This window comes from Pseudomonas sp. MWU12-2319 (assembly GCF_023242525.1).
In the GTDB taxonomy this organism is placed as follows: Bacteria; Pseudomonadota; Gammaproteobacteria; order Pseudomonadales; family Pseudomonadaceae; genus Aquipseudomonas; species Aquipseudomonas gingeri_D.
Genome location: NZ_JALJES010000008.1, coordinates 158934 through 181460, shown reverse-complemented (window position 1 = coordinate 181460; position 22527 = coordinate 158934). Strand labels below are relative to the sequence as shown.

At 59.5% G+C, this 22527-nt stretch carries 16 protein-coding genes and 1 tRNA gene; 14 read left to right on the top strand and 3 right to left on the bottom strand.

Annotated features, from left to right (window positions below; all coding sequences use genetic code 11):
- Window positions 1–132 precede the first annotated feature (132 nt).
- The 5 genes from M5C01_RS15540 to M5C01_RS15520 all read left to right on the top strand — a co-directional run bounded on the left by M5C01_RS15540 (window position 133) and on the right by M5C01_RS15520 (window position 8747).
- Window positions 133–1155: a zinc-dependent alcohol dehydrogenase family protein gene (locus M5C01_RS15540; protein ID WP_103494852.1), complete on the top strand. Its 1023-nt coding sequence runs from the start codon at window positions 133–135 to the stop codon at window positions 1153–1155.
- Window positions 1156–1774: 619 nt separating this feature from the next.
- Window positions 1775–3274 carry a hypothetical protein gene (locus tag M5C01_RS15535; RefSeq protein WP_178129847.1) on the top strand — a complete coding sequence of 500 codons (1500 nt, stop codon included), beginning with the start codon at window positions 1775–1777 and terminating at the stop codon, window positions 3272–3274.
- A gap of 66 nt (window positions 3275–3340) precedes the next feature.
- Window positions 3341–4759, top strand: coding sequence for a PLP-dependent aminotransferase family protein (locus M5C01_RS15530; RefSeq protein WP_152739519.1), 1419 nt, complete (start codon window positions 3341–3343; stop codon window positions 4757–4759).
- Between the two features lie 92 nt (window positions 4760–4851).
- Window positions 4852–6501 carry a VRR-NUC domain-containing protein gene (locus tag M5C01_RS15525; protein ID WP_178129846.1) on the top strand — a complete coding sequence of 550 codons (1650 nt, stop codon included), beginning with the start codon at window positions 4852–4854 and terminating at the stop codon, window positions 6499–6501.
- Window positions 6498–8747 (top strand): ATP-dependent DNA helicase, encoded by a 2250-nt coding sequence (locus M5C01_RS15520; protein WP_152739518.1) that lies wholly within the window; start codon window positions 6498–6500, stop codon window positions 8745–8747. Before M5C01_RS15525 ends, M5C01_RS15520 begins: the two co-directional genes overlap by 4 nt.
- Here the strand turns inward: M5C01_RS15520 and idi are convergent.
- Complete coding sequence (gene idi, locus M5C01_RS15515; RefSeq protein WP_152739517.1) at window positions 8721–9320, bottom strand: isopentenyl-diphosphate Delta-isomerase; 600 nt, start codon at window positions 9318–9320, stop codon at window positions 8721–8723. The genes M5C01_RS15520 and idi overlap by 27 nt on opposite strands.
- A 315-nt stretch (window positions 9321–9635) precedes the next feature.
- Between idi and M5C01_RS15505 the strand changes: the two genes are divergently transcribed.
- From M5C01_RS15505 to M5C01_RS15495, 3 genes are all read left to right on the top strand, one after another.
- Window positions 9636–10055 carry an ATP-binding cassette domain-containing protein gene (locus M5C01_RS15505; RefSeq protein WP_152739516.1) on the top strand — a complete coding sequence of 140 codons (420 nt, stop codon included), beginning with the start codon at window positions 9636–9638 and terminating at the stop codon, window positions 10053–10055.
- Between the two features lie 424 nt (window positions 10056–10479).
- Window positions 10480–10566 (top strand) — tRNA-Leu (locus tag M5C01_RS15500).
- 175 nt (window positions 10567–10741) lie between these two features.
- A complete protein-coding gene (locus M5C01_RS15495; protein ID WP_152739515.1) occupies window positions 10742–12064 on the top strand; it encodes an integrase arm-type DNA-binding domain-containing protein in 1323 nt (440 codons plus the stop codon).
- A gap of 103 nt (window positions 12065–12167) precedes the next feature.
- Here M5C01_RS15495 and M5C01_RS15490 read toward each other — a convergent pair whose 3' ends face one another.
- Together M5C01_RS15490 and M5C01_RS15485 are read right to left on the bottom strand one after the other, a co-directional pair.
- Complete coding sequence (locus M5C01_RS15490) at window positions 12168–12692, bottom strand: LasR-specific antiactivator QslA (RefSeq protein WP_152739514.1); 525 nt, start codon at window positions 12690–12692, stop codon at window positions 12168–12170.
- A 543-nt stretch (window positions 12693–13235) separates the two neighbouring features.
- Window positions 13236–13700 (bottom strand): DNA-binding domain-containing protein, encoded by a 465-nt coding sequence (locus tag M5C01_RS15485; RefSeq protein ID WP_152739513.1) that lies wholly within the window; start codon window positions 13698–13700, stop codon window positions 13236–13238.
- A 789-nt stretch (window positions 13701–14489) separates the two neighbouring features.
- Here M5C01_RS15485 and M5C01_RS15480 point away from each other — a divergent pair.
- The 6 genes from M5C01_RS15480 to M5C01_RS15455 all read left to right on the top strand — a co-directional run bounded on the left by M5C01_RS15480 (window position 14490) and on the right by M5C01_RS15455 (window position 22458).
- Complete coding sequence (locus M5C01_RS15480) at window positions 14490–16262, top strand: thiamine pyrophosphate-binding protein (RefSeq protein WP_178129845.1); 1773 nt, start codon at window positions 14490–14492, stop codon at window positions 16260–16262.
- A gap of 16 nt (window positions 16263–16278) precedes the next feature.
- Entirely contained in the window at window positions 16279–17226 is a 948-nt protein-coding gene (locus M5C01_RS15475) for a sugar ABC transporter permease (protein ID WP_152739511.1), read from the top strand.
- Window positions 17227–17266: 40 nt separating this feature from the next.
- A complete protein-coding gene (locus tag M5C01_RS15470; protein WP_218586081.1) occupies window positions 17267–18118 on the top strand; it encodes a carbohydrate ABC transporter permease in 852 nt (283 codons plus the stop codon).
- A 6-nt stretch (window positions 18119–18124) separates the two neighbouring features.
- A complete protein-coding gene (gene ugpC, locus M5C01_RS15465; RefSeq protein WP_152739510.1) occupies window positions 18125–19228 on the top strand; it encodes a sn-glycerol-3-phosphate ABC transporter ATP-binding protein UgpC in 1104 nt (367 codons plus the stop codon).
- A 162-nt stretch (window positions 19229–19390) separates the two neighbouring features.
- Entirely contained in the window at window positions 19391–20686 is a 1296-nt protein-coding gene (locus M5C01_RS15460) for an ABC transporter substrate-binding protein (protein ID WP_152739509.1), read from the top strand.
- 107 nt (window positions 20687–20793) lie between these two features.
- The gene (locus M5C01_RS15455) at window positions 20794–22458 is read left to right on the top strand and encodes a GMC family oxidoreductase N-terminal domain-containing protein (protein WP_152739508.1); all 1665 of its coding nucleotides are present in this window, start codon (window positions 20794–20796) and stop codon (window positions 22456–22458) included.
- Window positions 22459–22527: the final 69 nt, after the last annotated feature.

The window sequence follows — 22527 nt, the reverse complement described above, 5'->3', positions numbered from 1 at the left end:
CGGAAATTTGAACTGTGTACAATGGTCGCCAATCAATGACAGGCATGTCGACTATTAATAGCCACTGATGGTCTTGCACGAAAAGCCCGGATAGAGTTCGTGGCATTAGAGGTTCATTTGACGAGGTTTGCGATGTCCCGCACGATCCGTTTTCACAAGTTTGGCCCGGCCGAGGTGCTCAAATGCGAAGAGCATACGGCCACTCTGCCTGCGCCGGGCGAAGTGCAGGTGCGTGTCGAGGCCATTGGCATCAGTTGGTATGACGTTCTCTGGCGGCAGAACCTGGCGTCGTCCCAGGCCCGCCTGCCGGCCGGTATCGGTCATGAGATGGCCGGTGTGGTCACCGCCATCGGCGATGGCGTCGATGACCTGGCCGTCGGCGACAAGGTCGCCAGCTTCCCGGCCCAGAGCCCCAACGATTACCCGGTCTATGGCGAGCAGATCGTCCTGCCACGCTCGGCCCTGACCCGTTACCCGGATGTGTTGACCCCGGTCCAGGCCAGCGTGCATTACACGCCGCTATTGATCGCCTATTTCGCTTATGTGGACCTGGCGCGGGTCAAGCCGGGGCAGTTCGCCCTGGTCACCGATGCCAGCCACTGTGCCGGGCCGTCCTTCGTGCAACTGGGCAAGGCCCTGGGCGCCAAGGTGATTGCCGCGACCAAGATCCCGGAAGAGCGCGAGTACCTGTTGTCCCTGGGGGCCGACAAGGTGATTGTCACCGAAGAGCAGGACCTGCTGATGCAGGTCAACAAATACACCGATGGCCGTGGCGTCGACATGGTCTTCGACGGCCTTGGTGGCCCACAGATGTCGATGCTCGGCGATGTCCTGGCGCCCCGTGGCAGCCTGGTGCTCTACGGCCTGCAGGGCGGCAACCAGACCCCGTTCCCGGCGTGTGCGGCGTTCCAGAAGAACATCCAGTTCTTCGTCCACTGCATCGGCAACTTCACCGGCAAGCCGGAACTGGGCATCGTCCAGGATCAGGCGGCGCTGCAAAGGGCCTTGCGCGATATCAACCAGTTGACGGCCGACCGGGTGTTGCCGCCGCTGGAAATCCGGACTTTCCCGTTCGACGAGTTTGTCGAGGCGCACCGTTTCATGGATGGTTGCCCGTGCCGCGGTCGGGTCGCGCTGCAAGTTGAGCCCAGTTGAGCTGACTGAAGCGGTTTGACATAACCCCGTATCGTTCTGCGATACGGGGTTTTTTATTAATGCCTTGAAATATTTACTAACAACTTTCCAGGCGTTTACTCGCGCCGAAAAATACCATCAACTGAACCGGTTTTTTGCCGGATTCTGTATCTGTTAATCGCCGGTTAAGTGCTGATAATTGAAGCGTCACTTACAGCTCAAGGAATGAGTTATGGTTCACTACCAGCCGCCGTATCGGAGTCTCGTTGTTTTTCGAAGTTTCAGGTCGAACTCTTTTGAATGCAACGTGTGGGATGTCTCGTCTTCAGGGTCTCGGGCGAAGATGGTTTCCTTATGTCGTTAAATTCTTGCGGGTAGTTAATAGTTGTAGGTCATTGTAAGAATATTCCTAAGATATTTTTATTGGCACGCAGACTCCCAGCGCTAACTGGCAATCCGTGACGTCGGTCATGCTCGAAAGCTCTTGCCGTGGGTGTTTCAGGCCTGTGCAATACTTCGGGTGTTGCTTGTCCGCATTCAGGATTATATGGGGCAGGCAATCTTCCGTCTGATCCGGCCGCTGCCGGTAATGCGAGCGCTGTTTGCCCGACACTGAACTCAAACCAGGTGTATAAAGGCTATGAGCTCCATTCATGAGCAGGCAATGAATTATGTTTATCAGCAGGTGTTGCAGCGTCTGATGAGTTACTTTACGCGCGCTGAACGTATTGCACTGCAGTTGTTGATTCAACGTCTGATCGTAGCGGCGGGCGGTATTGAGCGTATTGGCGAATTCAAGGTCATGGTGGCCCACGGCGGCGGCAAGGACAGCAGTTATACGCTGGCGTTCTTGCGGGCGGCGCAGTTGAGTATTGCCGGACGTTCGCCGGCCACCTTCAACCTGCGGGTCGCCACGTTGCGCCATGCCGGTGTGACGGCTACGGTCATGCACAATATCCACCGCAGTTACAGTGCCTTGTTTGTCTATGACGACCCCCGGGTCGAGTTGTTGATGGTGGATAACAAACATGTCCGGCCGTTCAATCATCGCCTGCCGATGTCGGAACTCAATCGCGATATCAACCGTCGCAATCTGCTGATGAGCGGCCACCTGACCGCGGGTGACGGGCGCGCGACCTTCTGCAATGGCTGTTATCTGTCCATGGCCGATTTCTACGAGCGCTCCAGTGCTTGGGACAAAGGCGTCGATGCCCTGGTCAGCGGCGAGTCGCCCCGGGAGCAGAAGCAGTACATGACCTGGTTGCTGCGGGCGACCGAGACGCCGGAGCGAACCTGGGCCGGAGGGCGGGCGCTGGAGTTCGACGAGGCGGTCAAAACCTGTCACGACCTCGGCCTGGATTATTACCGCGAGCTGTATGGCGAGGCCCTGGTGGAGCCCGAAGGCCCGGCCATCAGTCGTTCCAGTCGGGCCTCGGCGCCGATGCTGGTCAGCGTCTATGACCTGGTCGGTCGCGACCTTGAGGAGCGCTGGCCGTTGCTGACCGAGTTTCTCGGTTTCCAGTTCGATGACCTGGCGTTCCACTTCAGCGAATCCGATTGCGCCAATCCCTTGCTGATGGCCCATATGCGTGGTCTGCAGGCGCAGTACGTGCGGGGTTTGAGCTACGAGGGTGGCATCGGCGAGTACCTGCAACTGGCCGCCGCCATGATGCGCCGCAAGCGCATGCCGGCGCGGTTGGTGGAGCAGGCCATGGGGGCCTATGACAGCGACGAGAAGATCCTCGATCGACGGGCGCTGGCCAGTGCCTACGCGCAAGAGGCCTTTGGCCTGAGCGAAGTGCAACTGACCTGTTTGTTGTTCGCGCCCTTCGTCAACCGTGGCCATGGGCTCGAGCTGTTCCTGCGCAGTTGCCACCCCGGCATGCTGGTGGCGCTGCCGGACTTGCACAAGGCGCTGTCGGGGCAGGGGGTGCCCGAGCAGATCTGGCAATGGCTGAGCGAAGTCAGCGGCCTGACCCCGACTTTGCTTGGTGATCTCTACACCAAGGCCCAGGTGGACTTTTCCGGCGTCAGTTCGCTGATTGCCCGGGTTCGCGCCAGCGACCCGGACAAGTACCGCATCGACATCGTCAATCCCGACAACGGTGAAGTATTCAAAGAAGTCTTGTCGGGACGTTAAAAAGGATTGGTATTGATAGTTTCAGACACTCCCAAGCCGGGTGCGGATTCGTCCGTACCCCAGGACATGACTCAACCCTTACCTGACAAGGGGCGTAAACACTCGGACTTCGCCTACCAGGCGGTCTACCGTTATCTGGTCAGCCTGATCAGCGAAGTCGAGACCGATGCCCGGGTCAAGTTGCCGTCCCTGCGTCAGTTGGCCGAGCGCCTGAATGTTTCGATTTCGACCATCCAGTACGCCTATTCCCTGCTGGAAAAGGAGGGGCGGGTGTACTCGCTCGCCAAGTCGGGTTACTACGCGCTACCGGTCTCCGGGGCGTCGTTTGTCAGTGGCAGCGCCGATGTGCTGGAGCGCCTGTATGTGCATTCGCGGCGGCCCGGTACCCTGGTGCTGAGCAGCGATGAGCCGGCGCTGCTGTTGTCGCTGGACAATCCGTTGTTGTTGCTCGAACGCGAGCTGGTGCGCCAGTACCCGCGCCAACAGGCGCCACAGTTCCAGCCGTTTGGCGAGTTGGAGCTGCGCACCGCCCTGGCCGTGCGCTACACCACCTCGGCCCAGCGTTACTGGCATGCCGACGATGTCTATATCGGCGCGGACCTGCGCAGCGTGCTGGAAACCCTGATGGCCGCTATGAGCCTGAAACAGGCCACGGTGCTGGTGGAGTCGCCCTGCGATTGGGTGATTCTACGGCTGTTGCAGGCCGGCGGAGTCAATATCGTCGAGTTGCCGCTACTGGACGACGGTGGCTTTGACCTGATGGCCCTGGAGCATTTGCTGCAGACCCAGCCGGTCAAGCTGTTGCTGATGTCTTCCGGGCTCAGTGTGCCCCGTGGCAGCCTGATGCCCCTGGTACAGCGCGAGCACCTGGCACGGTTGCTGGAGCATTTCGGCGTCTGGTTACTGGAAAACGACAGCCATGGCGAGTTCGCCTTCGAGCCTGGCGGACCGCGGATGCGCGACCTGGTGGACCCGGATCGCCTGCTGGTGTTCGCCAGCTTCGAGCGGATCATGGGTGCCGAGGCGCCTTTCGGCTACCTGCTGTCCCGGCACCTGGGGGCGGAGTTGCAGCGGCATTTCCTGTTGCGTTCGTTCCGCATGTCGCCGACCCGGCAGAAGGCGATTGCCCGGCTCTACAGCAGCGGTCGGATTGATCAGCACCTGGCGACCTTGCGCCGTTTGTTGCAGGAGCGCATGGCGCATATGGGCGGTCTGCTACGCGAACGTCTGGCCGACAGCCTGGCGTTCGTGCCGCCAGAGGGGGGCGCGACGGTATGGGCGCAGGCGACCCGGCCAGTGGACATGCGCAAGGTGTTCGAGCGACTGCTGGAGCAGAAGATCGTCATCGCCCCCGGCGAACTCTTCAGCCTGCATGGCTTGCATCAGCAGCACCTGCGTCTGTGCAGCACCGCCAATGCCCACCGTCATCTGGACCAGGCCCTGGGCGTGCTGGCCGATGCCTTGCGCCTGGAACAGCTCGACTGAGGCGCCCTTTGTCCGTTTGTATTTGCCAGGGGCGGGAGGGCCTGTTATCTGTATGCATAACCAGCATTCGATAACCGTGGTCCTTCCCGCCTGTGACAACCCAGCCCCTCGACGATCCGTTCTACTACCTGAACAACTTCCAGCAAGTGCTCGACTGGCTGGCCGCGCGTTATGCCGACCTGTTGGATGCTCGGGAGCAGGCCTTTATCCGCGATTTTGCCGGCTTGCCCAAGGCCTCCCGGGCCTTGCTGGTAAGAATGGTGATGCGCAAGGGCGAGCACTTTCGCGCCGGCAAGCTGAACTATGCCGAAATCGGCGACCCCGAGCAGGCGGCGCGGCCGTTGCTGGTCCTGGGCTGGGTACGTGATGACGCGCCGCTGAGCCTGGCGCAGTTGTTCGCGGTCCTGCAAAAGGCCGAGGTGCTGAGCAGTTTCAAGGCCGATATCACCCAGCCCAGGGCCAACAAACCGGAGCTTTATGGGCAACTGGCCCTGCGCTTCGACGAGAACCGGTCGTTTGCCCGATGGTGCCCGAGCATTCCCGAACCGCTTTACAGCCTGCAGGTGATGCCCCTGTGCGACCGCCTGCGGCTGATGTTTTTTGGCAACCTGTACCAGGACTGGTCCGAATTCGTATTGGCGGACCTGGGCATCTTTACCTATGAAAAGGTCGAACTCCAAGCGTCGTCCCGCGGCCTGCGCAGCCGCGCCGACCTCGATGGCTACCTGCATCTGCATGCAGCCCGCGAGGCCCTGGAGGCCGGCGAGGAGCCAGGCCTGATACACCAGCACGTCAACCGGTTGGACACCGACAACCCCTGGCTGGAACGGCGTCGGGGCAAACTGCTGTTCCAGCTCGGGCAGCAGAGCGAGCGCTTGCAGGACTGGCCCGGCGCACTGGCGATCTATAGCGGCTGCAGCCACCCGCCGGCACGTTTGCGGCGGATCCGCGTGCTCGAACGCCTGGGCGAGTTCCAGTCGGCCATGGACCTGGCGTCGCAGGCACAGGACGCGCCCCGCAGCGCCGAAGAGCAACAGCATCTGCTGCGTATCCTGCCACGGCTGCGGCGCAAGCTCGGCCTGCCGGCGATTGCCCCGATAGCGCCGGTGGCGATTACCCGGCTGGACCTGGTACTGGTCAATGACCCGGCCCTGTCCGTCGAGGAAGGCGTCGCCCGGCACCTGCACGAACCGCAGGCCCCGGTGCACTATGTGGAAAACACCCTGGTCAATTCGCTGTTCGGCCTGTTGTGCTGGCCGGCGATCTTCGCGCCGCTGCCGGGGGCTTTTTTCCACCCGTTCCAGAGCGGTCCGGCGGACCTCCATGACGAAGACTTCCACGCCCGTCGTGCCGAGCTGTTCGCCGAGTGCCTGGGACAACTGGAGGACGGTCGCTACCGGGACAGCATCCGCGCTACCTTCAACGCCAAATGGGGCCTGCAATCACCCTTTGTGTTCTGGAATATCCTCACCCCGGAGTTGTTGGAGCAGGCCCTCGACTGCCTGCCCGCCGAACATCTGCAACACTGGTTCGAGCGCCTGCTGCTGGATATCCGCGCCAACCGCGCCGGCATGCCCGACCTGATCCAGTTCTGGCCGGCGGATAAGCGCTACCGGATGATCGAAGTCAAAGGCCCGGGTGACCGCTTGCAGGACAACCAGCTGCGTTGGCTGGAGTTCTGCCGCCAGCACCAGATGCCGATTGCCGTCTGCTATGTGCAATGGACAGTGGAGGAACCTTGACCTACCGCGTTGCCGTGCGCGCCTTGTGCGAGTTCACCGCCAAGGTCGGCGACCTGGACCTGCGCTTCACGCCGTCGCCGACGGCCCAGGAGGGCATGCTCGGCCATCGCACCGTGGCTTCGCGGCGCGCCGAGGGTTACCAGGCGGAACTGGCGGTGGAAGGGCATTACCGTCACCTCAAGGTCCAGGGCCGGGCGGATGGCTATGACCCAGGGCAAAACCTGCTGGAGGAAATCAAGACCTATCGCGGCGACCTTGCCGCCCAGCCGGCCAATCATCGCCAACTGCACTGGGCCCAGGCTCGGATCTACGCCTGGCTGCTCTGCCGGCAGTTGCAACTGCCGGAAATGAACCTGGCATTGGTCTACTTCGATATCGTCAGCGAAAAGGAAACCGTGCTGCGGGAAACCTGGAGCGCCGCGCAGCTTGAGGCGTTCTTCGTGCAGCAGTGCGAACGTTTCCTGCATTGGGCCGAGCAGGAGGCCGGCCATCGCCAGGCCCGCGACCAGGCAGCCCGGGACCTGGCCTTTCCCCACGACGCTTTTCGCCCCGGCCAACGAACCCTGGCCGAGACGGTGTACAAGGCCGTCAGCACCGGTCGCTGCCTGATGGCCCAGGCGCCGACCGGGATCGGCAAGACCCTCGGCACGCTGTTCCCGATGCTCAAGGCCCTGGCGCCGCAGCAACTGGACAAGGTGTTTTTCCTGACGGCCAAGACCCCGGGTCGTCAGTTGGCCCTGGATGCGGCGCAGGTCCTCTATGGACGCTCACCCGAGTTGCCGCTGCGGGTGCTGGAGCTGGTGGCCCGGGACAAGGCCTGCGAACACCTGGACAAGGCCTGTCACGGCGAGTCCTGCCCCTTGGCCCGAGGCTTTTACGACCGGCTGCCCGCAGCGAGACAGGCCGCGGTCGGCGTGCCCTTGCTCAACCAGCAGGCGCTGCGAAGCGTCGCCCTGGCCCATGATATCTGCCCCTATTACCTGAGCCAGGAAATGGCCCGCTGGAGCGATTGGGTGGTCGCCGACTACAACTACTACTTCGACTTCAGCGCGCTGCTGTTCGGCCTGGCCCAGGCCAACCAGTGGCGGGTGGCGACGCTGGTGGACGAAGCCCATAACCTGGTGGAGCGCGGACGGCAGATGTACAGCGCCAGCCTCGACCAGCAGGTGCTGAGCAGCGTCCGACGCAACATCCCCGAGGCTTTGAAAAAGTCGTTCCAGCGTTTGAACCGTGAGTGGAACGCCCTGCACAAGGAGCAGGCCGGCCCTTATCAGGCCTATGGGCAGGCGCCCGCCAAGTTGCTGAACGCCATTGGCTTGTGCGTGTCGGCCATCGGCGACTACCTCAATGAACACCCGCAAGGTGTCGATGGCGAACTCCAGGGCTTCTATTTCGAGCTGCTGCAGTTCTCACGGGTAGGGGAGCTGTTCGACGAGCATTACCTGTTCGACATCAGCCTGCGCGAGAACGGCCAGCGCCGCAGTTCGCAATTGTGCCTGCGCAATGTGGTGCCGGCCGGCTTCCTCCGTCCACGACTGACGGCGTCCCGCAGCAGCGTGCTGTTTTCCGCGACCCTGAGTCCCCGGCGCTACTACACCGACCTGCTGGGCCTGCCGGCGGACACCGCGTGGATCGATGTCGAGTCGCCCTTCAAGCGCGAGCAGCTGGACCTGCGGATCATCAGCCAGATTTCCACCCGCTACGTCCATCGCCAGGCCTCGTTGGCGCCTATTGTCGAGTTGCTGGCCGAACAGTTCACCGGGCGTCCCGGCAACTACCTGGCGTTCTTCAGCAGCTTCGACTATCTGCAGCAGGTGGCGCGGCTGTTGGCCGAGACTCATCCACAGATCCCGCTATGGCTGCAATCGCGACGCATGGAGGAAAGCCAGCGCCAGGCCTTTCTCGGGCAGTTCACCGAGCACAGCCAGGGCATTGGCTTCGCGGTCCTCGGCGGGGCCTTTGGCGAGGGCATCGACTTGCCAGGCCAGCGACTGATCGGCGCGTTTATCGCGACCCTTGGGTTGCCGCAATTGAACCCGGTCAATGAACAGATCAAGCAGCGTATGGCCGTGCTGTTCGGCGCGGGGTACGACTACACCTACCTGTACCCGGGCGTGCAGAAAGTCGTGCAGGCGGCGGGCCGGGTGATTCGCAGCGAGCAGGATAGCGGCGTGGTGATGCTGATCGACGATCGTTTTGCCGAAGCCAAGGTCCGGCAGCTATTGCCGCGTTGGTGGCAGGCCTGACAACTGCGTGGCCCTGGCGTGGCCGGTCGAGGATGCCGCGAGAGCGATTTTTTGCCAGGTGCGCAGACCCGCGAGGGTGTAGGTGTCGAAGATCTTTTGAAACCAGACCGTGTACTTTTCCGGCTCGGCGGCAATGCGCCGCGGAATGTCGGACAGCGGCAACCAGGCCCAGGCCAGGGCTTCATCGGGATTGGCGACGGGTGGGGTGTCGCTGGTACCGACGAACAGGTGATCGAATTCATGCTCGATCAGGTCGTTCGAAACCTGCTCCCGATAGAGCAGGGAGGCAACGTTCTTCAGGGGGCAGGTCAAGCCCATTTCTTCGAGTAAACGCCGTTGCGCGGCGGCGAGGGTCTGTTCACCCAGGCGTGGATGGCCGCAGCAACTATTCGTCCATAGGCCTTGCGAATGGTATTTGCCGAGGGCGCGCTGCTGCAGCAGCAAGCGGCCTTGCTCGTCGAAAATGAAGATCGAGAAAGCCCGATGGCGCAGGCCCTGTTGATGGATGAACAGTTTGTGCGCGCTGCCGGTTTCGCAATCATCCTCATCCACCAGAATGAGGGTTTCTTCCATCGACTCGGACTCCGAGGTGTCGTTGTCACTGGACGGTACTGCCGACCAGAATAGGGGGCTCAGGTTTTCTTGAGTGATATTGGGAGACAATAGATCGCGTTTGCCCAAGTGCAAGGAGCTGCGGGCATTCGGCTTGGCCGTTCGTCTAAAGCTGGCGTGTGCCCTTCGGGCGTCCCCGCTCAACCTTTCATCAAACCTTCATCAAACGTTTATTCCCACGTTTTGTTCAGGTCATCTACCTGACACCCCGCCTGCCTAGAGTCGTTTGAACTCAAACGTGGCCAGGGATGGCTGCTCAACCAGACAGAGCGGCCCATGCATCCAGCGATCCGTGTCGAACATCTGAACAAGACCTTTGCGCGAAAGAGCGCCTTGGTCGATCTCGACCTCACCATCGCGGTCGGTGAAATGGTCGCGCTGATTGGCGCTTCCGGCTCCGGCAAGTCGACCTTGTTGCGTCACCTCACCGACACTGTCGGCTTGCCGCCGGCGACGACGGCCTGGCTGCAACGCGAAGCCCTCGACGTGTTGGTGCTTGATTGTTCGATGCCGCCGCAGCCCCAGGCACCGCGTAATCACAATGATTTGACGCTGGCATTGCAGTGCATCGAAGAATTAAAGCCAGGGCAGGGCGTGTTGACCCATGTCGGGCATACGTTGGATGCCTGGTTGCTGCAGCATCGTCAAGAATTGCCGGGTAACGTGACGGTTGGTTGGGATGGGCGGGTGCTTTAGCCTTGTTTGTGGGCTTGGAGGCCCAGCGCTGTCGGCCAGACAGCAAAAAGCCCGCATGTGCGGGCTTCTTGGGATGGGGCCAGATCCTTTGGCAGTGCCCGATTATGGCGGCCGTTTGTGATGAAATAATTACAGCCTGATATCAATTTGATGCATAACCTTTGGAAATCCAATGACTTGGCCAGGTGGGAGGGGCCTTGAGGGGGCGTCCTGGTTCGAGGCATGCCAGGTGCCGGGCAATTCGTTGAAAATCAGATGGTTGCGAAATGTGTGTGGCGTGGGGAATTGACGTCAGCAAACTTGCTTCGCCGGGTGGGGATGTATATATTCGTCCCCTTGTCGCGCAGGCGCCAGGTTGGTTTGCAGGTTTTGGAGCCCTCTGACTCGTAATGAGCCGCTGCGTAGACCGCTTCACCGCGCTACCGCCCGAATGGCGAAACTGGTAGACGCATGGGACTTAAAATCCCCCGCTCGTAAGGGCGTGCCGGTTCGATTCCGGCTTCGGGCACCATCTTGCATTCCATAGAGCGCTTACGAATTCTCTGGAACCCCTGAAAAACCTGTCTTTTGGCGGGTTTTTTCGTTTTGGCGTTCCGTCTGGTTCTGGTCAGTTCTGCTGGAATCCAGTCGTTTTAAGGGTAAAATTAGGGGTACAACAGTCAGTTCGATAAAGGGGGAGTACCCTTATGTCGCGCACCACTGCTCCGCTCTCCGACTCGGCTTGCCGCCTAGCCAAGTCCAGAGATCGTGCCTACAAACTTTTCGATGGCGACGGCCTCTACCTTCTAGTCCAACCCAATGGCCGCAAAGGCTGGCGCCTCAGGTATGTAAAACCTGATGGACGGGAAGGGCTGACCTCGTTTGGCAGCTATCCGATTGTCAGTCTGGCCGATGCCCGCCAAAAGCGTTTGGAAGCTAGAAGACTCCTGGTTGAAGGAGTTGATCCGGTCGAGCACAAACAGAAGGCCAAGATTGAAGCGGCCACAAAAGGCCGAACCTTCGAAAGCGCTGCCCGAGCTTGGCACAAGAACATGTCAGCCAAGTGGTCATCCGACCACTCCAAGACTGTAATGAATCGCCTCAAGACCCATGTATTTCCGCTGATCGGGTCGCGGCAAATTGCAGAGCTGGATACCTTCGATCTTCTCCAGCCACTGGAAGCGATCAAGGCTCGTGGCACGATCGACCTCGCCTTGAGGGTACAAAATTATATACAAGGCATCATGCGCGAAGCAAAGCGTCGTCGATTGATCACTGTGAATCCTGCTTACGATCTTGAGGGCTCTATCCAGACCCCACGGGTGCTTCACCGGCCAGCCCTATCTTTATCGCGCCTGCCGGAATTACTTGCGCTCGTCGATACCTATCCGGGACGACCATTGACTCGGCTCACGTTATTACTGTCGTTACATGTATTTGTACGTTCCAGTGAGCTTCGTTTTGCCCGTTGGGGTGAGTTCGACCTCAAGCGCGGTGTATGGGCGATTCCCGATACTCGGCCAGCCCTGAAAGGCGTCCGCTACTCCACAAGGGGGACGAAAATGGCCGGGGATATCCATCTTGTACCCTTATCGCCGCAAGCCGTGGCGCTGCTCGAACAGATTCACGCTCTTACCGGCACGTTTGACCTAGTATTCGCAGGCGATGCCAATCCTTGGAAGCCGATGTCAGAAAATACCGTGAACAAAGCGTTGCGAGTAATGGGGTTCGACACCAAGAGGGACGTCTGTGGTCATGGGTTCCGTGCAATGGCCTGCAGCGCATTGGTCGAGTCAGGGCTATGGTCCGAGACCGCTATTGAAAGGCAGATGAGCCATCGAGAGCGGAACAGTGTTCGCGCGGCCTACATCCATAAGGCAGAGTTTATTGAAGAGCGCAGGCTGATCATGAACTGGTGGAGCCGGTACCTTGAGGCCAATCGTCAGGAGCATATCACCCCCCACGAATTTGCAAATCAGGTCGGCGAGAATGTCACTCGGTTAAAAGTAAAACGTGGTGCAATAAAGTAGGCGTACGGTGCTGGCCGAGAGAGGATTGAGTCTGGCGTTAAATACCTTTTTTGGTTCGCACAAAGTGACAGCGTGAACGCTGCCGCCTTGTGCGGGGCTGTTGTCAGCGAGGGGACGGGCTGCGTGAGGTTCGGTATTGCATGGCGATCAGCCGCTGCTGCAGATGCCGTAGAAAGCCGGCTTCGAAGGCGTCACGACGCTCGCCTTCTGGGTAGCCGCGACGGGCCTGGGTCAACTGCCACCACAAGGGTTGTGTGGCTCGCCGGTCCAGCCAGAGTCCGGCGCAACGCGTGCCGCTGGCGATTTCCTGAGCGAATCGCTCATCCCAAGGTGTGGGGCTTTCTGATAGAGCGTTGTCGCAAGCGTTGAGGCTGAGGGTGTCGCTGGTCGTCGGCGCGGGAAGATGGCGTTGTCGCAGTAGGGCCATGTCATAGAGGGCAATGGCGTCCTTGATCAGTTTATCGGCCAGTTCCTGCTGTTGGTCATCCTGAAAGGCCAGGGTTCGGGCACCGTCCAGACAAAGCCGGGCGGCATGGCGTAAATGATCGACCGCTTCGCTGGGTGTCAGCGAGGCAAGTTTGATCAGGGTGGGTGTGGGCAAGCGAGAGAGCAATGAGCGATCAATCATGGACTGGGGCTCCATGGCCAGATCGTAGTAACACCCGACGTGACAGGCGGTGCCCGGGCATGAAAGGGGGATAGACCATTCTCCTTATCTCCTTCGTGAGGTTAAGGAACTGCCATCCGCCGTTGCGACACGATGAGGGTGGCAGACCACGCGAGGGTCGCAAACCGGTACACGAAGGAACACCGGCCAGGCCGAAACCTGCCTCGCGCGGTCCACCATAGAACGCAGCAGCCATACGCCAGAAGCGTTGACTACATCGTTACGGAGCTACCGCGCCTTCGTGTGAGTACAGGTTGCGACACCCGGTCACAGGTATACTTGTGACTCGACAAGCCTATTACGAAGGGGGAGGGTTGCTCAGTCAGTCATAGACCAAGAAAGCGTGCGAAGTATCCGATAATTTGATGGGGGTGTCCTGCTGGTAGGCTGCTGCCTATTTGTCGCATTTTGTTTCTTTGCAGGTGCCGTTGAGCTGTGAGCGAACCTTGGTACTCATCGGGACTCACATTTATGGCGCTCCGCGTGCTGTACAGATTAGGGACGCTAAATGATTTTTTCTCTTTCTGAATACTGTAAAAGCTTCAGATACGGATTGTTGAAAGTCACCTCTACGACCAAGTTTCGCGGATCAATCATCAGATAACCATGTAGTCGACGCCCCTTGTTTGGACCCAGTACTTCACAGGTCCAGATGTTCAGATCACTGGGTTGTTTGCGGTGTAGATTCAGCTGCTCAAAGCGTTTCTGTATCCACTGCCAATCCGTGGTGCCTTCACGTTTCGCTTCGCGGGCAATGGCTGGGTGTTCCTGGGCATAGCGCTGAAACAAACCAGGACTTACCAGAAATACCGTGCCATCGACCGTATGCAGCAGAGCCTTGGCTTCGTTGAGCCGCAGCCGTTCGCTTTTCAGTCCCTCCCGTATCCAGCCCACAAACTGCATACCCGCGGATGACTTGAATGCTGCCTGGTGGTCTGTGGTTTGTGCCGCACCTTCGTTGGAGGGCACGGTCTCGGGTTGTGTTTCTATGGCATCAGCTTCATGGCCTTCCTGTTGCCAAGGTTCGACTTGGATTGTGCCCGAAAAAGTAGCTGGCCGTTGATCCGACTCCCAGATCAGTGCCGGGGCTAGCTTGAGCAGGGTGAAAGTCTGGTCAGACGGGTTAAGGAACTGCCATCCACCGTTGCGACACGGACAAAGGGTGGCAGACCGTACGAGGGTCGCAAACCGGCGTCTGAGGAAACCGGCCAGACCGAAGCCTGCCCCGCACGGTCCGCCATAGAAATACGCTAGCCGAACGCTAAAAGCGCCAGCTAGAGAACTATGGCGCGAAACCGCGCCTCAGACACACATCAGGTTGCGACACCCGACCACAGGATTGACTGTGGCGCGACTAGGCTAGCGGTAGGGTTGCAAATCTAGTAGTCAGACCTGACCTATGCAATCCATGTATGTGTCTGGTTGTTTCGTAGGTTTTTTCTTGGCGGCTTGGTCAATGATTTCATCCATTCATAGATGAGATAGCCCCCCCTGTGAGAGGCGACAAGCTGGCATCGGTGAGTTCCGAGAAAATACTTAATGTCGTGTCCGGGAACAGTTGGCCCCAACAATACAACTGGATGTTTGTCGGGGGCCTCAGTCAGTGATGCGCCAGATATGCGTCAAAGTGCGTCGCTTTTCGCGACCCTGCGAAATTGAGTGCCAGGTACCTGAAGCGAATACTCAAGCCCAACGGCAAGCCAGTCGACCATGAGCCTTTCATCATCGGCTGCAGCCTTCGTCTGATTGGAGTTCACTGTGAAGCTCACCGGCGGCCAAATCGTAGCGAAAGCCCTCAAGGCACATGGCGTGCACTACGTCGCGGGCATCCCAGGATACGGTTCGTGGGCGATGGTCGATGCATTACTAGCACCGGGGACGGAAATTCCGTTTATTCAGGTGATGCAGGAGCAAAGCGCGGTCCATATGGCCGATGGTTACTTTCGAGCCTGCGGCCGGCCAATGGCAGCATTGTTGCCAACGGCGATCGGTGTCTCCAAGGCGCTCGGCAGCATAGCCACGGCCTTTGCAGATTCGACGGCCGTACTGGTCATAAGTGGTGGGCAGCTATCTCATCTGCCACAGTCTCTCTCGGCAGATACTTCCGTTCGGAGCCCCCATAGCGGCCATTCGCTTGGTGTAATCAAGGCTCAGCTACAAGCATCGACCATCGGAAACCTGCCGGCGCTCATGTATCAAGCGTTCAATACCATGCTCAGTGGGCGTCCTGGCCCGGTGAGTGTCGAGGTGCCGATCGCGATTCAGGTGGCGAGTGCACAGGTCTGTTTCGATCCCCCAAACACCCGCATGCCTACCGGTCGAATCGCCGCGCAAAAAGGCCAGATCAAGCGCGCCTTGCAATTGTTGGTCAAGGCCCGGCGCCCGGTGATTCTTGCTGGCGGTGGGGTGATCGCGGCCGAGGCCTCTCAGGAACTGACGGCACTGGCCGAGCGCCTCTTTGCGCCAGTGGTCACCACCACCAACGGCAAGGGCGCCATTGCTGAGGATCACCAACTCAGCGCCGGCCCGATCGGCCAATCGGGCAGCCCATGTGCCAATCAGTTGCTGGCTACGGCAGATGTGGTATTGGCGGTGGGCAGTCGATTGGCCAATACCCTGCAAGAAGGTTGGGAGGGCGGGGTGGTGTCGGCATTGGCCCATGTTCAGTTGATTCAGGTTGACGTGGATGCTCATGAAATCGGTCGCAACCATCGGGTGGAAGTGGGTATCACTGCCGATGCGTGCAATGTGCTGGCGGACCTGTTGGCAGAGCTTTCCCCGCAGCAGTGCCAAGGTTTCTCCCAGGCCCGTACAACGTACTTGGAGGAATTAGGCGCCCTACGTGAGGTCTGGGAAGCCCGCTTGGGGCTGGACCGCAACAACGATGCGTCACCTTTTATTGTGCAGCGCCCGCTGGCCGAGTTGCGCCGAGTGCTTGAGCGCGACGCAATCGTGGTGGTCGGTGCCGGCAGTGTCCAGATCGCCGTGAGGCAAATGTTTGCGGTGTATATGCCGCGTAGCCACCTGTGCTCCGGCAGCTTCGGCTCCTTGGGCTGGGCTGTGCCCGCGGCCATCGGTGCGAAGCTGGCCATGCCGGCACGTCAGGTGGTTTGCGTAGTGGGGGACGGTGACTTCTTGCAGTCCATGCAGGAGATGGCAGTGTGTGTGATGCACACCATTCCTGTGGTGTTTGTGGTGTTCAACAATAGTGGCTACGTATCACTTAGAGACGGTCAGGCCGAGGTCTTCGGCCGTCACCTGGGCAGTGAGTTCAACCTGCCGGATGGTAAACCCTATTCTCCGGATTTCGCCGAAGTGGCCAAGCATTTTGGTCTTGAGGCTTGGCGAGTCGAGCATGCCTCCCAGTTGCAACCGGCCTTACAAAAAGCTGTGAATAGCAAGGGCCCGGCACTAGTAGAAATCATGACAACAAGAGGCAGCGCAGGGGCGGTCCATCAGGGCGGCCTGCATTTTCCTGCGCCTGTGTATGACGGTGAGTCGGCCGGTGCCGGTAGCACCGCGAGTCGATAAAACTGACTGGTTTTGTATGAGGATAATCATCGTGAGCACAAAAACAATAACACCGCCTGACCCGGCAGCTTCTCCACCCAAACCGAAGCGTTTTCGCTTGAGTCCAGCAGCGCTGACAATCACCCCTACCTTCATCCTGGTCGCGATCAGCGTCTACGGCTTCATCGGTTGGTCGACGGTGATTTCGTTCACCGATTCCAAGTTCTTCCCCAAGTATGACTTTGTGGGGCTGACCCAGTATTACCGGCTGTGGGAGTCTGACCGCTGGAACACCGCAGTGATCAATCTGGTGCTGTTCTCCGTGGGGTTTTCAGTGATTTCGCTGTTGCTGGGCTTGATCATCGCGATCTTCCTGGACCAGAAAGTACGTGCCGAAGGCGCGTTGCGAATGATCTATCTCTACCCCATGGCCATCTCTCTGATCGTGACCGGTATCGCCTGGAAATGGATTCTCAACCCTGGCACCGGCATCGAGCATCTGCTCAAGGGCTGGGGCTTCGAGAATGCCAGTTTTAACTGGCTGGTCGATCCGAACATGGCGGTTTATACACTGGTCATTGCGGCGGTGTGGCAAACGGCGGGCTTCGTCATGGCGATCTTCCTGGCCGGGTTGCGAGGGGTGGATGCGGAGATCGTCAAGGCGGCGCAGTTGGAAGGAGCGGGGGCCTTCCGGATCTACACCCAGATCATTATTCCGATGCTGCGCAATTCGATGTTTTCCGCGATCGTGATCCTGGTCTATCAGGCCGTGCGCTCGTTCGACCTGGTTGTGGCCTTGACCAATGGCGGGCCTGGCTACTCCAGCGATCTGCCGACCACCTTCATGTACAACTCCACCTTTCTGCGCGGGCAGATGGCACAGGGCTCGGCGAGCGCCGTAATGATCCTGCTGGTTGTTGTCGCTATCGTCGTGCCTTACCTGTATGGGGAGTTCAAACGTGAACACAATGACAACCATCACTGAACGCGCCACTGGCATTGATACTCGAGCCTTGCGTCGCAACATGATTGCCCTGGTACGGCGCCTGGCCTTGTATGTCGCGCTCATTGGCTTCGCGGCGTTCTTCCTAATGCCGTTGGTGGTCATGGTGTTTGCCTCGTTCAAGGACATGAGCGCGATTGCACACACCTCGATCCTGTCGTTCCCCACTCATCCCACGGTCCAACCTTGGGTCGATGCCTGGTCCAGAGCCTGTGTGGGCACCAGTTGCGTCGGTTTGCGCGGGTTTTACTGGAACACCATTCTGATGGTTGTTCCGGCCGTGGTGATCTCCTCTCTGATTGGCGCGGTAAATGGCTATGCCTTGTCGAAATTCCATTTTCGCGGAGCCAATCTGGTGTATGGACTGATTCTGTTCGGCACCTTCGCCCCTTATCAGGTGATGCTGATCCCGATCGCCAAGATGCTCGCATTGTTCGGTCTGTCCAATGGTATCGGCGGTCTGATTCTGCTGCACACCCTCTATGGCTTGCCGATGACCACGATGTTCTTCCGCAACTATTTCATGACGGTTCCGCAGGATTTGATCAAGGCCGCGCAGGTCGATGGCGCGGGATTCTGGACGACGTTCCTGCTGATCATCCTACCCATGTCCACGCCGATGATCGTGGTCACGGTGATCTGGCAGTTCACCGGGATCTGGAACGACTTTCTGTTCGGCGTCTCCTTCACCAGTGGCTCCAGCACGCCGATCATGGTCGCGCTCAACAATTTGGTCAGCACCAGTGCCGGCGAGCGGCCCTACAACATCCATATGGCGGGTGCGCTGCTGTCGGCGCTGCCGACCTTGGTCGTATACGTCCTGGCGGGCAAATATTTCGTGCGCGGTCTGATGGCCGGCGCGGTCAAGGGGTAAGCACAAATGGCATCTTTGAACATTCGCAATGTAGAAAAACACTACGGTGAGTTGAGGACGCTCAAGGGCGTCAACATCGACGTGGACGATGGCGAGTTCCTGGTGTTGCTCGGGCCTTCTGGCTGCGGCAAATCAACCTTGCTCAGTGCGATCGCCGGGCTTGCGCCGGTGAGCAGTGGGCAGATCGTGATCGATGGCGTGGTGGTCAATGACATCGAATCGGCTGAGCGTGACATCGCCATGGTGTTCCAGTCCTATGCTCTGTATCCGACGATGACAGTGCGCCGCAATCTCACCTTTGGCATGCGTGTACGGGGTGCCTCGCGCCAGCAGCAGGACGAGGCGGTCAAGCGGGTCGCCGGTATTCTGCAACTCGATCAGTTGCTCGACCGCAAACCGTCGCAACTCTCCGGCGGTCAGCGCCAGCGGGTGGCGATGGGCCGGGCCATGGTCCGTCAGCCGAAGATTTTCCTGTTCGACGAACCCTTGTCGAACCTGGATGCCAAGCTGCGCACCGACATGCGCGCCGAGATCAAGAAACTTCACCAACGGGAAAAGACCACCACGGTCTACGTCACCCATGACCAGATCGAAGCCATGACCCTGGCGACCAAAATTGTGGTGATGCAGGGCGGTGAAGTTCAACAGATCGGTTCGCCGCAGACCATTTACGAGCACCCGGAGAACCTCTTTGTGGCGCGCTTCATCGGCTCCCCGGCGATGAACTGCATCAGCGGCACGCTCAAGCTCGAAGGCGCTGATGCGGTGTTCGTGGGCGGTGCCCAAGCCTCCGCTGGCATGCGTGTCAACCTGGGTGAGATCAGCGCAGGTTACCGGCCGTATGTAGGGAAGAACGTCGTGCTGGGCGTGAGGCCTGAATGGCTGGCTCACTCAGCAGACATCACCTCGCCTGAGTTGATTCAGGCCGTTGTCGATGTAGTAGAGCCCACCGGCTCCGACAACTTCGTGATTCTGCTGGCCTGCGGTGAAACCCTGATGGCACGGTTCGCCCCGGGGGTCGGAGAGACCGGCCAGCGGGTTGGCCTGGCGGTCGATTTGAGCAAGGCGCTGCTGTTCGACGCCGCTACCGAGCAGCGCATCGCCCGGTAGCGTTGAACACCATAACTGACTGAAGAACACCCCTCACGCCGTTCTACCTGGACCGGTTGCGAGAGCCTGTACCCGCTGTTTGCAAGACGGGCGCGACAGCACCTTTGCAAAAACTGCCTCGAAAAGGCGGTATCTCCCACCCCGCAATAGAAGAGAAACGTTATGAAAAGCAATAAAAACGTTCGGAGCACAGGGCAATTGGGTTTCAAATGTGGCGCGCTCAGTGCCGTCGCATTGGCTGTGCTGTTGGGTTCAGGCATGGCATCGGCAGAGCAGAAGGAAGTCGAGGTGGTTCACCCCTGGTCCTCTGCGGGGGAGGCGTACGCCCTGGATGCCCTCAAGGATGCTGTGAAAAAGGCCGGCATTAGCTGGAAGGACTCGGCCATCGCCGGCAACGATGGCAATAATCAGCAGCAGGCCCTGCAAGCACGCCTGTCCGCAGGGACGGCCCCAGACGTGACGCAAACGGTGCCGAACCTGATGCATGCCTATGTCGACCAAGGCGTACTGACCAACCTCGATGAGTACGCCAAGGAGCAGAACTGGGATGCCAAGCTCTCGCCGGAAATGCGCAAATGGGCAATGTATAAGGGGTCCTACTACGCCATCCCGTTGGATGAGCATCGTGAAAACATGATGTGGGCCAACAAGGCGTTGCTGGCCAAGTACGGCGGCAAGTTGCCCGAGAACTGGGACCAGTTCAATGCCATCGCCGAACGGATGCAAAAGGACGGGGTCATCCCGGTGGCGTTGGGCGGGGAAGACTGGCAGGAAGGCCAGATGTTCAGCTCGGTGATCCTTGGCATCGCTGGCAAGGACTTTTACACCAAGGCGATTCTTGAGCACGATCCGGTGGCCATCAAGAGCGACACGATGATCAAGGTCTTCGATCAGTTCCGCAAGGTCATCAACTTCACGGACAAGAACCGTATCGGCCGCGACTGGAATGCCGCCACGCAAATGGTCATTGACGGAAAGGCCGGTTTTCAGTTTATCGGTGACTTTGCTAAAGGCGAGTTTTTGCGGGCCAACATGAAGCCGGGTGAAGACTTCTTGTGTGCCGCGTCTCCAGGCAATGGCCGTGCGTTTGTATTTATTACCGACCAGTTGGCTTTCTTCAAGCAAAGCAGTGCCGAGCACCAGCAGATCCAGAAAACCTTTGCCAGCCTGGTACTCGATCCTACAGTGCAGGTCGAGTTCAACGCCCGCAAGGGCTCCATTCCAACCGTCGTCGATGTGCCGGCCGACAAGTTCGACAGCTGTGCCCAGATCAACCTGGCCGACCGCAAGGCCAATCAGACCGATGGCGGGATGTTGCCCTCGTTTGTCGAGAACATTGGCCAGGACCGCGATGTGCGCGGAGTGTTCCTGGACGTGATCACGCACTTTGCCAATACCCCTGCCATGACCTCGCGGCAGGCGGCTGACCGCCTCGTCGCCGATCTGAAAAACATCTAGGTAACTGCTGGCTGGGCGGACTTGAGTCGTCCAGCCAGCGGTCTGCCCCGACGGCATCCATCAGGCACCACGCTGGCGCGTGGCGGCATCACGAAGGGAATGGCACGATGTTTAGCGCAACCTGCGTCATTGTCGGTGGGGGAACCACCGGCTGTATCCTGGCTGCAAAGCTGTCGAAAAACCCAGAGGTCTCGGTGGTGCTGCTCGAAGAAGGGCCACGCGATTCCAACCCCTACATTCGTTTTCCCGGCACCTACTACAAGACATGCCAGGGGCCGCTACTCAAGCGTTACCCATGGGATTCGCCAGCCGAGTTCGGCCGTGCCCCTGGGGATACGATGATTCAGGCCTGTGTGCTGGGGGGAGGAAGCTCCGTCAACGGCATGGTCTACGCCCGTGGCAACCCCAAGGACTATGACGAATGGGCGCAGTCGGGCGCGACGGGCTGGGCATACGACGATGTGTTGCCCTATTACGTCCGCTCCGAAGACAACTCCGATTTCTGCAATGAGGCCCACGGTGTCGGCGGGCCCCTCGGTGTGTCGTTCAACGGTAACGTCCACCCCCTGACACGCAAATGGCTGCAGGCATGTCAGCAGGCTGGTTTTCCCTTCAACCCTGACTTCAACTCGGGTACGCCGGACGGTTGCGGGTACTATCAGATTGCAAGTAGCAATGGCCGACGCTCAAGCTCTGCCAGTGCCTACCTGCACCCGGTTATGCAGCGCAAGAATCTAAAAGTCATTACCGGCGCCAGGGCCACTCGCATTCTCATTGAGCATGGCCGTGCGACGGGCGTGGAGTACCTGCAGGGTGGCGTGGGCTTCACGGTCGCGGCAGACAGTGAGGTCATTGTGTCTGCGGGTACGATCAACTCGCCGAAACTGTTGATGTTGTCGGGTGTCGGTGCGGCGGATGAACTGACCTCGCTGGGTTTGCCGGTACACGCCGACCTGCCTGGGGTAGGGCGCAATCTGCAGGACCACCTGGAGATGTCGCTGGTTTACCAGTTGAAGGGCGTCGACAGCTACGACAAGTTCAAGAAACCCCAATGGAAAGCCTGGGCAGCGCTGCAATACCTGGTCGCGCGCAGTGGGCCGATTGCGTCGAACCTCATCGAAGGCGGTCTGTTTGCACGAGGTTCGAACACGAATCGGCCAGCAGACTTGCAGTACTTTTTTATTGTCGGTGCCGGCATCGAGGAGGGCACTGACAGTGTCCCGGGCGGGACCGGCTGCACCCTCAATTTCGAACATGTACGGCCTCGCTCTCGGGGGCACGTTTCGCTGCGCAGTGCAGACCCCGGCGAGTTCCCGCGAATCATGCCCAACTACATGGCCGAACAGTACGACGTCGACCGGTTGTCCGAGGGCTACCTGATTGGGCAGGACATCATGTCCCAGCCTGCCTTCAGCCAGTACGTGGCTCGCCAGCACTACCCCGGCGTGACCTTCAGCGACCGGGCTGCGCTGGCCGCCTACTTGCGTCGCAATGCACGCGCTGCATTGCACCCGGTGGGCACCTGCAAGATGGGCACCGACGCGATGAGCGTGGTAGACCCGCAGCTGCGTGTCGTGGGGATCGAAAACCTGCGGGTGGCGGATGCCTCAATCATGCCCAACATCGTGTCAGGCAACACCAACGCGGCCTGCACCATGATCGGTGAGCGGGCGGCAGACATCATTCTCGGCGTTGCGGCGCTGGCACCGCGACTCCCATCGCAACAGCTGCGTGGTCTTGGCGCCGAACCTGCGTCGAAGTGCGTCACATAGGCCCGGCTTGCGAAATTGAGTACTGAAGACCCCATACCGATACTCGCTACATCAGACGCTTCGCCCAGT